This is a genomic window from Rhizobium sp. P40RR-XXII, from assembly GCF_012641405.1.
In the GTDB taxonomy this organism is placed as follows: Bacteria; Pseudomonadota; Alphaproteobacteria; order Rhizobiales; family Rhizobiaceae; genus Rhizobium.
In genome coordinates this window covers 318,962-333,169 of the sequence record NZ_JABAII010000007.1, presented here as the reverse complement: position 1 = coordinate 333,169, position 14,208 = coordinate 318,962, and the positions used below count along the sequence as shown (strand labels likewise).

Genomic DNA, 14,208 nt, shown 5'->3' with positions numbered 1-14,208 from the left:
CCCAATGATCTCCCCCCTTGTGGGGGAGATGTCCCGATAGGGACAGAGGGGGTACTCTTCAAATCCCTCATAATAGTCAGCGCGCACCCAATCCATAAAATGCAATCGATCCGCGAAAGCCCAGCCTAACCATTCCCGCAATCTTTCCCGCCAGGCCTCCCGCTTTTAATCGATTTCGCAGGGGAAGCGGCCTCATATGGGGCCGGTAAGACTTGGCGGGGACGCGAAGAATGACGGTCTTGGTGACGGGCGGAGCCGGTTATATCGGCAGCCACATGGTCTGGAGATTGCTGGACGCGGGCGAGGACGTGGTGGTTCTCGATCGCCTGTCGACGGGTTTCCGTTGGGCTGTTCCACCGGCTGCCCGCTTCTATCTCGGCGATATCGCCGATGAAGCGCTCCTGCAGACGATTTTCGCTGAAAACCATATAGAGGCCATCATTCATTTCGCCGGCTCGGCCGTTGTTCCGGTGTCGATCGAGGACCCTCTTGCCTATTATGAGAACAATACCGGCAAGACCCGCATCCTCATGAGCGCCGCCGTCAGGGCTGGCATCCGCCATTTCGTCTTCTCTTCCACTGCCGCGGTCTACGGTCAGCAGCCGGCGGACAGGCCGGTCAGCGAAAACGCGCCGTTGCGGCCGGAATCGCCCTATGGCCAATCCAAGCTGATGTCTGAACTGATGCTGCGTGATGCCGCCGCAGCCTATGATTTCCGCTATGTGGCGCTGCGCTATTTCAATGTGGCCGGCGCCGATCCCGAGGGGCGGGCGGGCCAATCGACCAACGGTGCCACCCACCTGATCAAGGTCGCCTGCGAGGCGGCGCTCGACCGTCTCCCTCAGGTGGAAATATACGGTACGGACTATCCGACGCATGACGGTACCGGCGTTCGCGACTATATTCACGTGAGCGATCTCGTCGAGGCGCATCTGATGGCGTTGCAGCATCTGCGCGACGGCGGCCGTTCATTGGTCGCCAATTGCGGCTACGGTCAGGGTTATTCGGTTCTGGATGTGCTCAATATGGTGATGCGCGTCCATGGCCGCGCCTTTCGTATCCATATCGCGCCGCGCCGTCCCGGCGACATGGCCAGCATCGTCGCGGATGCGGCGCTTGCCCATCGCGAACTGGGCTGGACGCCGAAATACAATTGCCTGGAAACGATCGTGCGCTCGTCGCTGGATTGGGAGCTTCGTCTTGCCGAACGCTCCGATTTCGATGCTGCCGAGCTACTGCATAGCTCCTTAAATCGGAATCGATTTAAGGAAAAAATTATGCAGCAGATTTAAAGCGCTACAGCGCCGCTGCAAGCATCCTGTAGCAGGGCGAGCAGCGTCAGCCTTCGGTATTTCTCCAGGGGCCTAGAAAGGCCGGCGCGTTCTTGCGCACGGCTTCCGCCAGAAAATCGATGACGGTGCGCACGCGTGGCGACTGGCGCAGGTCGCGGTGGCATGTGATCCAGTAGTGGCGTCTGAGATCCACCTCATGCGGCAGGACGACCTGCAGGTCCGGATGCTTGCCGGCGATGAAAAACGGCAGCACGCACAGCCCCTGGCCGTTCTTCGTCGCCGTCAACTGCGCAAAGATGCTCGAGCTCTGGAATTGCGGCCTGATGCGGGGATGGACATCGTCGAGATAATCGAGGCCCGGCGCGAAGATCATATCCTCGATATAGCCGATGAAGGCGAAGTCAGGCAGGTCGTCGCGGCTTTCGATCGGTGGATGGCGGGCGAGGTAATCGCGCGATCCGTAGACCTGCAGGTGATAGTCAGTCAGCTTTTCGGTGAAGTAGGGTCCAGCCTTCGGCGGGTCGAGCACCACGACGATATCGGCTTCCTTGCGCGAGAGCGACATGATCTGCTGGATGGTGATCAGCTCCAGCGAGATATTCGGATGCCGGGCGGTGAATTCGGGCAGCACGCCGGTGAAGAAGAAGTTTGAAAAGCCCTCCGGCGCACTGATGCGCACGACACCCCTTTGTGCCGCTGGTCCTGCGGAAAGATCGGCGCGAAGGCGTTCGGTCTCCTGCTCCATGTGCTCGGCAGTATCGACGAAGCGCTGCCCCATGCTGGTCAGCATGTAGCCGCGTGGATTGCGTTCGAAGAGCTTGACCTTCAAGGCAAATTCCAGCCGGTCGATCCGGCGCGAGACCGTGGCGTGGCTGCTGCGCAATTGCCGCGCCGCGGTCGAAAGCTGCCCGGTTCGCGCAACGGCGAGGAAAAACTGCAAATCGTCCCAGGTAAAGTGCGGCGTGCGCTTCATGCATCCTCCTCTGTTCAAAAATGAACAGACATTGTTTGGAATTAATTGCAATCGCGACTTGCGTCAACGCGCGAATTCCGTGATCTTGCCCGTCGGGAAAAGTCGTTTTGAGGAAAGCGGCTGGCCAATTTTGAACAGATTCGTTTTTGCCAAATCTCTGGGAGGAGAGGATATGCGAAAGAGTCTTATTACGTCCGTTGCATTTCTGCTTGCAGCCAGCACCGCGGCCTTCGCCGCCGGTCCATCCGATGGTGTCGTCAAGATCGGCATTCTCAACGACCAGTCCGGCGTCTATGCGGATTTCGGCGGCAAATCGTCGGTAGAGGCCGCCAAGATGGCCGCCGAGGATTTTGGCGGCAAGATTCTCGGCGTGCCGATCGAGATCGTCGACGCCGACCACCAGAACAAGCCCGACATCGCCTCCAACATCGCCCGCCAATGGTATGACCAGGACAAGGTCGACGCCATCATGGAGCTGACGACCTCTTCGGTCGCGCTCGCCGTGCAGGCGGTCGGCAAGGAAAAGAAGAAGATCGATATCGTCACGGGTGCGGCGACGACGGATCTCACCGGCAAGCAGTGCTCGCCCTACGGCTTCCATTGGGCCTATGACACGCATGCCCTGGCCGTCGGCACCGGCGGCGCGCTCGTCAAGCAGGGCGGCGACACCTGGTTCTTCCTGACCGCCGACTACGCCTTCGGCTATTCGCTCGAGCAGCAGACCGGCGATTACGTCAAGGCGAGCGGCGGCAAGATCCTGGGCTCCGTCCGCCATCCGCTGTCGACGAATGATTTCTCGTCCTTCCTGCTGCAGGCCCAATCGTCGGGCGCCAAGGTCATCGGTCTTGCCAATGCCGGCCTCGATACCTCCAACGCCATCAAGCAGGCCTCGGAATTCGGCATCACCCAGGGCGGCCAGCATCTGGCGGCGCTGCTCTTCACGCTGGCCGAAGTCCATGGCCTCGGCCTGCAGGCGGCTCAAGGCCTGACGCTGACGGAAGGCTATTACTGGAACCTTGATGACAAGAGCCGTGAATTCGGCAAGCGCTTCTTTGCCCGCACCGGCAAGATGCCGAACATGATCCATGCCGGCACTTATTCCGCCGTGATGCAATATCTGAAGGCGGTGCAGAAGGCAGGCACCGACGATACCGAGGCCGTCGCCAAGGAACTGCATGAAATGCCCGTCGACGATTTCTTCGGTCGCGGCGGCACGGTCGGCGCCAACGGCCGCATGATCCACGATATGTATCTGCTTCAGGTCAAGAAGCCTGAAGAGAGCAAGGAGCCGTGGGATTATTTCAATGTGCTGGCAACGATTCCCGGCAAGGAAGCCTATATCGATCCGGCCAAGAGCGGCTGCAACCTCGTCAAGCAATAGGGCTTAGACCAGCTTATGGCGATGTCCGCGACACATCAGCAGGAAGAGCCCCGGGTGGTCCTATCCGCCCGGGGACTGCGCCGCGATTTCGGCGGCTTCACCGCCGTCAAGAATGTCGATCTCGACGTGCATCACGCCCGCGTCCACGCGTTGATCGGCCCGAACGGCGCCGGTAAGACGACGGTGTTCAATCTGCTCACCAAGTTCCTGCAGCCGACGCATGGCACGATCACGCTGCTTGGCACCGATATCACCCGGACGAGACCCGACAAGGTCGCACGCATGGGTCTCGTGCGTTCCTTCCAGATTTCGGCCGTCTTTCCGCATCTGACGGTTCTGGACAATGTTCGTGTTGCATTGCAGCGGCCAAGCAATCTCGCCCATCAGTTCTGGCGCCCGCTTTCGGCCCTTGACAGCCTCAACGCCCGTGCCGAGCAGCTCCTAGTGTCGGTAGGCCTCTCGAAGGAGCGCGATGCCATCGCCGCCGACCTTTCCTATGGCCGCAAGCGCGTGCTGGAGATCGCGACCACGCTTGCGCTCGATCCGAAAGTGCTGCTGCTCGACGAGCCGATGGCCGGCATGGGGCTGGAGGATGTGAATACCGTCTCCGCCATCATTCGCGATGTCGCGCGCGACAGGGCAGTCCTCATGGTGGAGCACAATCTCTCCGTCGTTGCCGATATCTGCCACCATGTCACAGTTCTGCAGCGCGGCGAGATCCTGGCCCAGGGCGATTATGGCACCGTCAGCCGGGATCCGCGCGTCCGCGAAGCCTATATGGGCACGGAGGAGGCTTGACGATGGCCCCACTTCTGGAAGTTCAGGGCCTCAATGCCTGGTATGGCGAAAGCCATATCCTGCACGGCGTCGACATGCGTGTGGGCGAGGGGGAAACCATCACCATCCTCGGCCGCAACGGCGTCGGCAAGACGACGACGCTGCGCACCATTGTCGGCATCGTCCGCGCCCGCAAGGGCAGGATCACCTTCGCGGGCAGGGACATGATGCAGGTGCCGCTGCACAAGACGGCGCATCAGGGCATTGGCTTCGTGCCAGAGGAGCGCGGCATCTTCTCGACGCTCAGCGTCTATGAAAACCTGATGCTGCCGCCCGTCGTCGCCGCTGGCGGCATGACGCTCGATGAGATCTTCGAGCTGTTTCCCAATCTGCATGAACGGCGCAACAGTGTCGGCACCAGGCTTTCGGGCGGCGAGCAGCAGATGCTCGCCATGGCCCGCATTCTGCGCACCGGCGTTCGCATGCTATTGCTCGACGAGCCTACGGAGGGTCTTGCTCCCGTTATCGTCCAGCGCATCGGTGAGGTCCTGCAGAAGCTAAAGGGCCGTGGCATGACCATATTGCTCGTCGAGCAGAATTTCCGCTTCGCCAGCCGCATCGCCGATCGCTTCTACGTGATGGATCACGGCCAGATGATCTCGGAATTTCCGGTCGGCGAACTCACAGAGCGCATGGATATGCTGCATAAGGTTCTGGGGGTCTGAGCCATGACGACGATATTCGGCATTCCCGCCCAGGCGCTTCTCGGTCAGTTGCTGATCGGTCTCATCAACGGCTCCTTCTATGCGCTCCTAAGCCTCGGCTTGGCGATCATCTTCGGCATGCTGCGGGTGATCAATTTCGCCCATGGCGCGCTCTATATGCTCGGCGCCTTCACGGCGTATCTGCTGCTTGCCTATGCCGGCATCGGCTATTGGCCAGCCCTCGTTCTGGCACCGCTGATCGTCGGCCTGTTCGGCGCGCTGGTCGAGCGTTTCTGCCTGCGCCGGCTCTACGGGATCGATCCGCTCTACGGATTGCTCTTCACCTTCGGCATGGCGCTGACCATCGAGGGAACCTTCCGTTATCTCTATGGCTCCTCCGGCCAGCCCTATGCCGTCCCGACGGAATTGGCGGGCGCGAGGAATATCGGCTTCATGTTCCTGCCCGTCTATCGCGGCTGGGTTGTCATCGCCTCGCTGGTCGTCTGCATCGGCACCTGGCTGCTGATCGAGAAGACGAAGCTCGGCGCCTATCTGCGTGCCGCGACCGAGAACTCCACGCTCGTCCAGGTTTTCGGCGTCAACGTGCCGGTGTTGCTGACGCTCACCTACGGCTTCGGCGTCGCGCTCGCCGCCTTTGCCGGTGTGCTGGCCGCGCCGATCTACCAGGTCTCGCCGCTGATGGGATCGAACATGATCATCATCGTCTTTGCCGTTGTGGTCGTCGGCGGCATGGGCTCGATCATGGGCGCGATCGTCACAGGGTATATGCTTGGGATTGCCGAGGGCCTCACCAAGGTTTTCTATCCTGAAGCCTCGAATATCGTCATCTTCGTGATCATGGCAATTGTGCTGCTGCTGAGGCCTGCAGGTCTCTTCGGTCGGGAGGCGTGATATGGCTGGATTAATCAGCTTGAGTTCCAAGGAGCGTCCGAAGCTTTCCGTGCAGAAGCTGCTTTTGGTCGTCGGCCTCGTCGGCTTGATCTGGGCGCCGTTCTTCATCTACCCGATCTTCGTCATGAAGGTGCTCTGCTTCGCGCTGTTTGCCTGTGCCTTCAATCTGCTGCTCGGCTATGCCGGCCTGCTCTCCTTTGGTCATGCCACCTTCTTCGGCGGCGCGGCCTATTTCACGGCCCACGCGGTGAAGGAATGGGGCCTCCCGCCCGAACTGGGCATCCTGATCGGCGTTGCCGGCGCGTCGCTGCTCGGTTTCGTCATGGGCTTCGTCGCCATCCGCCGGCAGGGCATCTATTTCGCCATGATCACGCTGGCGCTGTCCTACATGTTCTATTTCTTCTGCCTGCAGGCGGAATTCACCCATGGCGAGGATGGCATTCAGTCGGTGCCGCGCGGCTACCTCTTCGGCGTCCTCGATCTCAACAACTCCTTCAACATGTATTACTTCGTCCTTGCCGTTTTCCTGATCGGCGTGCTGATCATCTGGCGCTTCATCAATTCGCCCTTCGGCATGATCCTGAAGTCGATCCGCGAGAACGAGCAGAGGGCGATCTCGCTCGGCTATTCCGTCGCCCGTTACAAGCTCGGCGCCTTCGTCATGTCGGCCGCACTGGCCGGCCTTGCGGGTGCCGTCAAGGCGCTGGTCTTCCAGTTCGCGACACTCACCGATGTCGCCTGGCAGATGTCCGGCGAGGTCATCCTCATGACGCTTCTCGGCGGCATCGGGACGCTGATCGGCCCGCTTTTCGGCGCGGGTTTCGTGGCGACGCTGGAAAACTACCTCGCGACCTCTGAGTTCCCGGTCACCATCATCACCGGCATCGTCTTCATGGTTTGCGTCCTGCTCTTCCGCCGCGGCATCGTCGGCGAATTCTATGCCTCGCGGCTGGGACGGAAATTGGGGTTTGAATATCGGCGGTGACTGCTTGATTTTCCTTCTCCCCGTAAGCGGGGAGAAGGTGCCCGGAGGGCGGATGAGGGGCCGCACGGACTTCCAGCGAATACGGAATTTGCAGGGTCTTCCTGCCCCTCACCCTAACCCTCTCTTTGCGCGCAGGGAGAGGGGACGACAGAGTTTTTGGAATGGATCGTTTCGACTACATCATCATCGGCGCCGGCAGTGCCGGCTGCGTGCTGGCCAACCGGCTTTCGGCCGACCGCAACAATAGGGTGCTGCTCCTGGAAGCCGGCGGCAACGATAATTACCACTGGATCCACATTCCGGTCGGCTATCTCTATTGCATCAACAATCCCCGCACCGACTGGTGTTTTACCACGGCGCCGGAAGCGGGCCTCAACGGCAGGTCGCTCAGCTATCCACGCGGCAAGGTGCTTGGCGGCTGCTCCTCCATCAACGGCATGATCTACATGCGCGGCCAGGCCCGCGACTACGATCTCTGGCGCCAGCTCGGCTGCGCCGGCTGGGGCTGGGACGACGTGCTGCCCTATTTCATCAAGTCCGAGGATCACTATCGCGGCAAGGACGAGATGCATGGTGCCGGCGGCGAGTGGAGGGTCGAGAAAGCGCGCGTGCGCTGGGCGGTGCTCGATGCCTTCCAGGCCGCAGCCAGGGAAGCCGGCATCCCCGAGACGCCGGATTTCAACCGCGGCAACAATGAAGGTTCGGGCTATTTCGACGTCAACCAGCGCTCCGGCATTCGCTGGAACACCACGAAAGCCTTCCTGCGCCCGGCGATGAAGCGCGGCAATCTCACCGTCTATACCAAGGCACAGGTCCGCCGCCTGATCGTCGAGGGTGATGCCGTGACCGGCGTCGAATTCCAGCATGACGGCGTGGCCAAATGCGCTTACGCGAACAAGGAGACGGTACTATCGGCCGGCTCGATCGGCTCACCGCATATTCTCGAGCTCTCGGGCATCGGCCATGGCGATGTGCTTAGCAAAGCCGGCATCGAGGTCGTGCGCGAGGTTCGGTCCGTCGGCGAAAACCTGCAGGATCATCTGCAGCTTCGCCTCGCCTACAAGGTGACCGGCGTGCCCACTTTGAACGAGAAAGCGACGAAGCTGATCGGCAAGGCGGCGATCGGTCTCGAATATCTGGTTCGCCGCTCAGGCCCGATGGCGATGGCGCCGAGCCAGCTCGGCATCTTCACTCGCTCCGGGCCTGACAAGGAAACGCCGGATCTGCAATATCACGTTCAGCCGGTCTCGCTCGACAAGTTCGGCGATCCCGTCCATCCCTTCCCGGCGATCACCGCCAGCGTCTGCAATCTCCGCCCCGAAAGCCGCGGCTCCGTGCATCTGCGCAGCCCGGATTTCGCCATGCAGCCGGCCATCAGCCCGAATTATCTCTCCGCTGCACGAGACCGGGAGATCGCCGTGCGCTCCATTCGCCTGACACGGCGGATCGTGGCGCAGCCCTCCTTCGCCCGGTTCCGGCCGGAGGAATTCAAGCCTGGACCGGCCTATGAGACGGATGCTGATCTGGAGCGCGCCGCCGGCGATATCGGCACGACGATCTTCCACCCGGTCGGCACTTGCCGCATGGGGAGCGACGTCCAAAGTGTTGTGGACCCCCGCCTGCGGTTGCGGGCATTGGCAAGGCTGCGCATCGCCGACGCCTCCGTCATGCCGTCGATCACATCGGGCAACACCAACTCGCCAACCATCATGATCGCCGAAAAGGCAGCCGAGATGATCCTTGCCGATAACCGCTGAGCGCCTATTGATAGAGCAAGGCGAGGACAGGAGATTTGCATGGACAGCACCGAAGAGGTCATCATCGAGCGTCGCGGGTCGGCTGGGATCATCCGGCTCAACCGACCGAAGGCGCTGAACAGCCTGACGCTGCCGATGGTGCGGGTCATCGCTTCGGCTTTGGAAGATTTCGCCGCCGATCCCCTGGTCGCAAGCGTCATCGTCATGGGCGAGGGGGAGCGCGGCTTTTGTGCCGGCGGCGATATCCGCCTGCTGCACCAGAGCGGCAAGGAGGGTTCCGGCGGAGCGGAAACCTTTTGGCGCGAGGAATTCCGGCTCAATCATGCCATTTCGCGCTATTCTAAGCCTTATGTCGTGCTGATGGACGGCATCACCATGGGCGGCGGCGTCGGCCTTTCGGCGCATGGCAGCCATCGCGTCGTCACCGAGCGCACACGCCTTGCCATGCCGGAGACTGGTATCGGCTACTTCCCGGATGTCGGCGCCACATGGCTGCTGCCGCGCGCGCCGGGCGAAGCCGGCACCTGGATGGGACTGACCGGCCTTGCCATCGGGGCCGCCGATGTCATCCACGCCGGCTTTGCCGATCACTATGTGATGTCGTCGGCGCTGCCGGCGCTGATCAATGCAGTTGCGTCACTTCCCCTCTCGGCCTCTCCGGAAGAGGTGCACGTAGCGATCAGGGCAATGGCGACGGATATCGGCGAGAGCCGGCTTGCGGCAAATCGCGATGTGATCGACCCCGCCTTTGCAGGCGATACAGTCGAAGAGATCCTGCGGACATTGGCGGGCGAACAAGGAGAGTTCGCCACTGAAGCCGCCGGCGTGATCGCCGGCCGGTCGCCGACGAGCCTGAAGCTGACCTTGCGGCTGCTGCGGGCAGGGAGGGCAAGTGCCGATCTCGCCGAATGCCTCAATCGCGAACTCGGCGCCTGCATGGGCATATTGTATAATCACGATTTCTATGAAGGCGTGCGCGCCGCGGTCATCGACAAGGATCGCAATCCGAAATGGTCGCCGGCCAGCCTTTCGGAGGTGACCGTTGCCGATATCGACCGCTTCTTCGTCGCAGCTGAACCGCCGCTTTTCGAAAACTAGGATGGTTCGGCTCATCGCGGAATTTCCGAACCGCTCGGCACCCTTTCTGGAATTGCTTCAACGGATCATGGGAGGAAAACATCATGACACGGATCGCATTCATCGGCCTCGGCAATATGGGAGGCCCGATGGCCGCCAATCTCGTCAAGGCCGGCCATGCCGTCACCGGGTTCGACCTCTCGCATGATGTGCTGAAGGCAGCGGAAGCGTCGGGTGTGAAGGCCGCCAACGTGCTGACGGAGGCCTTGGCCGATGCCGAAGTGGTCGTCACCATGCTGCCGAAGGGCCAGCATGTCCTCACCGTCTGGACCGACGTGCTGCGGTCCGTGCCGAAGGGAATCCTGCTGATCGACAGCTCCACCATCGACGTCGACAGCGCCCGCAAGGCACATGCGATGGCCGGCGAAGTTGGCTGCCTTTCGCTCGATGCGCCGGTCTCCGGCGGCACGGGCGGAGCGGCCGCCGGCACGCTGACTTTCATGGCCGGCGGCTCCAGAGAGAGCTTCGCCGCCGCCAAGCCGTTGCTCGAGGTGATGGGCAAGAAGATCGTCCATTGCGGCGATGCCGGAGCCGGCCAGGCCGCGAAGATCTGCAACAACATGATCCTCGGCATTTCCATGATCGGCGTCTGCGAAGCCTTCGTGCTCGGCGAGAAACTCGGCCTTTCGCATCAAGCGTTGTTCGATGTCGCCTCGACGTCGTCGGGCCAGTGCTGGTCGATCAATACCTATTGCCCCGTGCCCGGCCCGGTGCCGACCTCGCCTGCCAACAACGACTACAAGCCCGGCTTTGCGGCAGCCTTGATGCTTAAGGACCTGCGCCTGTCTCAGGAAGCGGCTCTATCGAGCGGTGCATCGACACCTCTGGGCGCGGAAGCGGCGCAGCTCTACGCGCTCTTTGAAAAGCTCGGCAACGGCGGCCGCGATTTTTCGGCGATCATCGAGATGTTTCGCGAGGCGAATTAAGGATTGGTGGATAGCTGGCCGGGGTGAGGGGCCAGGCATTAAGAGGCGAGATCGACGAACATGCCTGACCTGCCGATCTCAATCGCTACCACTTACCGCCACATGCCACGCATGCGCGCCCCAACATCGACCCTTACCTGCCGCGCCCGAATGGCGGCGGGGCTTTCGGCGCGCGCCTGCGGCCAGCCGCAGACCTCGAAAAACTGCAGCAACGTCGCCGGGATGAAGCGCGTGCGCGAAGCGAAGACATGTTTGTCCCCCTGCGCATGCTGGCCATGCACGAAGAAGCGCTGCGGAATGACGAGATCGAGATTGTCCTTAGCCCGCGTCATCGCGACATAGAGCAGCCGTCGTTCCTCCTCGATTTCGGCGGATGAGCCGACGGCGAGATCGGCGGGAATGCAGCCGTCGACGGCGTTGAGGATGAAAACCTTTGTCCATTCCTGTCCCTTGGCGGAATGGATGGTCGAGAGGATCAGATAGTCCTCGTCGAGCAGCGGCACGCCGGCCTGATCACTGGTGGCGTCAGGCGGATCGAGCGTCAATTCGGTAAGGAAGCGCTCGCGCGAGCCGTAGCCCGCGGCAATCTGTTCGAGCTGGACAAGATCCGCCTGGCGCGTCGCGGCATCTTCATGCGCGCGTTCCAGATGCGGCTCGTACCATTGGCGGACCAGGCTGATTTCCGCCGGCCATCCGGCCTTGCCGCTTTTGACCTCCCGCATCGTCTCGACGAAAGCGGTCCAATCGTCCCCGGTGCGTGGAGGTGGCGGTAGCTCCGTGAGTGCCGTGATCGGGCTCGCCTCTTCGCCGATCTGGTCGAGCACGCGCTGTGCCGTCGATGGGCCGACGCCGGGCAGAAGCTGCATCAGGCGGAAGCCCGCCACGCGGTCGCGCGGGTTTTGCGCGAAGCGCAAAGCCGCCAGCATGTCCTTGACATGGGCGCTGTCGAGAAATTTCAGGCCGCCGAACTTGACGAAGGGAATGTTGCGCCGGGTGAGCTCCACCTCCAGCGGGCCGCTATGGCTCGAGGTGCGGAAGAGCACGGCCTGCTGCTTCAGCCTTGCGCCGCCCTCGCGATTTTCCAGCACTTGGTCGGCGATGTAGCGCGCCTGATCGGCCTCGTCGCGCACCGTCACCAGCCGCGGGCGCTCCGTGCTCTGCCGCTCGGTGCGCAGGTTCTTGGTGAAGCGCTCCGAGGCGAGATCGATCACGGCATTGGCGGCGGCAAGGATCGGCTGCGTCGAGCGATAGTTGCGGTCGAGCGTCACGATATCGGCCGATGGCGTGAAAGCCTTGGGGAAGTCGAGAATGTTGCGCACGGTCGCGGCACGGAAGGAGTAGATCGACTGCGCGTCGTCGCCGACGACGGTCAATCCGCGGCCATCCGGCTTCAGGGCGAGCAGGATGGAGGACTGCAGCCGGTTGGTGTCCTGATATTCATCAACCAGCACATGATCGAAACGGCTGCCGATATCCTCGGCGATCAGCGGCTCCTGCAGCATGTGCGCCCAATAGAGCAGCAGGTCGTCGTAATCGAGCACGTTCTGCACCTGCTTCGCTTCGACATAACAGGCGAAGAGATCGCGCAGCTGCTGTTCCCACATGGCGCACCAGGGGAAGAAGTCGCGCAGCACGCCGTCGAGCGACGCTTCCGCGTTGACGGAGCGCGAATAGATGGCAAGACACGTTGCCTTGGTCGGGAAGCGGTTCTCCGTCTTGGAAAAACCAAGGTCGTGGCGCGCAAGGTTCATCAGGTCGGCGCTGTCTTCCCGGTCGTGGATCGTAAAGGCCGGATCGATGCCGATCTGCTCGGCATAGTCACGCAGCAGGCGCGCGCCGATGCCATGGAACGTGCCGGTCCAGGCAAGCGCATCGGCGGTGATGCCGGCATTCGCGCCCAGCACCTCGCGACAGATCCGCTCGACACGGCGGCCCATCTCGGCGGCGGCGCGGCGCGAGAATGTCATCAGCAGGGTCCGGCGCGGATCGGCGCCCTTGACGATCAGATGCGCCACGCGATGGGCAAGCGTATTCGTCTTGCCGGAGCCGGCCCCGGCGATGACGAGCAGCGGTCCGGCGACGTGGCCATTACCCGCGGTCGTGCCGTGTTCCACCGCCAGCCGCTGCTCCGGGTTCAATTTTTCCAGATAGGCGGCAGTCATCAATTCTCCTGGATGGACGAGGAAGCCGGGCACGATCCGCGACGAATCGCAGGCGTGAAAATATCTGAGCGTTCTATGGATGTTCCGAATCGACCGAACCTGTCAAGTTTGGGGAAATTCCCTCGTCGATGCGAAGTTTTGCGCAAGAATTTCATTCGGATTTGGCCGATGTGGCTCGAAAAGGACTTTCTTCGTTCTTATGTATTATTGTAGTGCGGTATTCTTGAGTATGGGTTTTCGCAGTGCGTTGAGTGAAGGTTCCCGAAGATGAACGAGACGATCGCCACTGGGTTGCGCCTGCCTGGCGGACTGGTGGCTCTGCCGGATGGGCGCATTGCACTTGTCGAGACGGACCCAAGTCGCCGTTATCTGAAGCTTTTCGACGCGAGCGGCGCCTACGAGGAGCTGTGTCGGATCGGCGGCAGCCCGACCGGAATTGCGATCGATGGGGATGGCTGTTTCTGGGTGGCCGGCGGCCCGGAGAATTCGCTCATCAAGCTCTCGCCGCAGGGGCGGGTTCGTCAGCTGGTAGAGGGGAGTGCCGACGGCCCGTTTCTCCATCCGAACTCGCTTGCTTTCGGGCCTGACGGCCTGCTTTACATGACCGATTCCGGCATCCGCCTGGCCGATCTGCTGGAAAGAGGGCACATCCATCCTGATTTTTTCAAGGCCGCCTATAATGGCTGCGTCTATCAGATCGATCCCGCCGAAGGCCGGGTGATTCGCGTCCTGGCCGCCGGCCTGCTGCTTGCCAGCGGCGTCGCCTTCGGACCTGACGGGCTGCTTTATTACAGTGAGATGTTGACTGGAAAAATCCATCGGCAGATCGTCGGCGGGCGCCAGGAGATGTTCGCGGAATCGATGACATCGCCCGCGGTAAACGTGCTGCGCGGGCCATCGGGCCTGGCCTTCGATCGCAGCGGCACGCTCTATTGTGCCATGTCCGGCCTTGGCGAAATTTGTCTGATCGATACCGAGGGGACGATGGCCGGCCATATCCGCACCAATGGCCCGCGACCGGGCGGCATCGCCTTCACTGTCGATGGCAAGCACCTGCTGGTCAGCGAACAGGAAAAAGGTGTCATAGAGAAGATAACGGCGCCCCGTCCGGGCCTGCCGTTGCATATGCCGTTTATTTCCTGAAGCGTCTGCGATCTTCGGGCGGCACTCGGCATGCTTTCATCGGGCTGACGGACATGCCC

12 protein-coding genes are annotated in these 14,208 nt (G+C 61.7%); 10 read left to right on the top strand and 2 right to left on the bottom strand.

Annotation, left to right across the window (positions count from 1 at the left end; translation table 11 throughout):
- Nucleotides 1-230 precede the first annotated feature (230 nt).
- Nucleotides 231-1,292, top strand: a complete 1,062-nt coding sequence (gene galE, locus HGP16_RS16340; protein WP_168841062.1) for a UDP-glucose 4-epimerase GalE — start codon at nucleotides 231-233, stop codon at nucleotides 1,290-1,292.
- A 46-nt stretch (nucleotides 1,293-1,338) separates the two neighbouring features.
- Here the strand turns inward: galE and HGP16_RS16335 are convergent, their stop codons facing one another.
- Entirely contained in the window at nucleotides 1,339-2,265 is a 927-nt protein-coding gene (locus HGP16_RS16335) for a LysR family transcriptional regulator (RefSeq protein ID WP_168841061.1), read from the bottom strand.
- Nucleotides 2,266-2,437: 172 nt separating this feature from the next.
- Here HGP16_RS16335 and HGP16_RS16330 point away from each other — a divergent pair, with 172 nt between their 5' ends.
- From HGP16_RS16330 to mmsB, 8 genes are all read left to right on the top strand, one after another.
- Nucleotides 2,438-3,646 carry an ABC transporter substrate-binding protein gene (locus HGP16_RS16330; RefSeq protein WP_168841060.1) on the top strand — a complete coding sequence of 403 codons (1,209 nt, stop codon included), beginning with the start codon at nucleotides 2,438-2,440 and terminating at the stop codon, nucleotides 3,644-3,646.
- Nucleotides 3,647-3,661: 15 nt separating this feature from the next.
- Nucleotides 3,662-4,444 (top strand): ABC transporter ATP-binding protein, encoded by a 783-nt coding sequence (locus tag HGP16_RS16325; protein WP_168841059.1) that lies wholly within the window; start codon nucleotides 3,662-3,664, stop codon nucleotides 4,442-4,444.
- Between the two features lie 2 nt (nucleotides 4,445-4,446).
- A complete protein-coding gene (locus tag HGP16_RS16320) occupies nucleotides 4,447-5,148 on the top strand; it encodes an ABC transporter ATP-binding protein (protein WP_168841058.1) in 702 nt (233 codons plus the stop codon).
- Between the two features lie 3 nt (nucleotides 5,149-5,151).
- Nucleotides 5,152-6,039 (top strand): branched-chain amino acid ABC transporter permease, encoded by an 888-nt coding sequence (locus HGP16_RS16315; RefSeq protein ID WP_168841057.1) that lies wholly within the window; start codon nucleotides 5,152-5,154, stop codon nucleotides 6,037-6,039.
- A 1-nt stretch (nucleotide 6,040) separates the two neighbouring features.
- A complete protein-coding gene (locus tag HGP16_RS16310; protein WP_168841056.1) occupies nucleotides 6,041-7,024 on the top strand; it encodes a branched-chain amino acid ABC transporter permease in 984 nt (327 codons plus the stop codon).
- Between the two features lie 161 nt (nucleotides 7,025-7,185).
- The gene (locus HGP16_RS16305; protein WP_168841055.1) at nucleotides 7,186-8,781 is read left to right on the top strand and encodes a GMC family oxidoreductase; all 1,596 of its coding nucleotides are present in this window, start codon (nucleotides 7,186-7,188) and stop codon (nucleotides 8,779-8,781) included.
- 39 nt (nucleotides 8,782-8,820) lie between these two features.
- On the top strand, nucleotides 8,821-9,879 hold the full coding sequence (locus HGP16_RS16300; protein WP_168841054.1) for an enoyl-CoA hydratase/isomerase family protein: 1,059 nt from the start codon (nucleotides 8,821-8,823) through the stop codon (nucleotides 9,877-9,879).
- Between the two features lie 83 nt (nucleotides 9,880-9,962).
- Complete coding sequence (mmsB, locus tag HGP16_RS16295; protein ID WP_168841053.1) at nucleotides 9,963-10,844, top strand: 3-hydroxyisobutyrate dehydrogenase; 882 nt, start codon at nucleotides 9,963-9,965, stop codon at nucleotides 10,842-10,844.
- A 92-nt stretch (nucleotides 10,845-10,936) separates the two neighbouring features.
- Here mmsB and HGP16_RS16290 read toward each other — a convergent pair whose 3' ends face one another.
- The gene (locus tag HGP16_RS16290) at nucleotides 10,937-13,006 is read right to left on the bottom strand and encodes an ATP-dependent helicase (RefSeq protein WP_168841052.1); all 2,070 of its coding nucleotides are present in this window, start codon (nucleotides 13,004-13,006) and stop codon (nucleotides 10,937-10,939) included.
- Nucleotides 13,007-13,273: 267 nt separating this feature from the next.
- Here HGP16_RS16290 and HGP16_RS16285 point away from each other — a divergent pair, with 267 nt between their 5' ends.
- Nucleotides 13,274-14,149, top strand: a complete 876-nt coding sequence (locus HGP16_RS16285) for an SMP-30/gluconolactonase/LRE family protein (RefSeq protein WP_168841051.1) — start codon at nucleotides 13,274-13,276, stop codon at nucleotides 14,147-14,149.
- The last annotated feature ends 59 nt before the right edge of the window (nucleotides 14,150-14,208 follow it).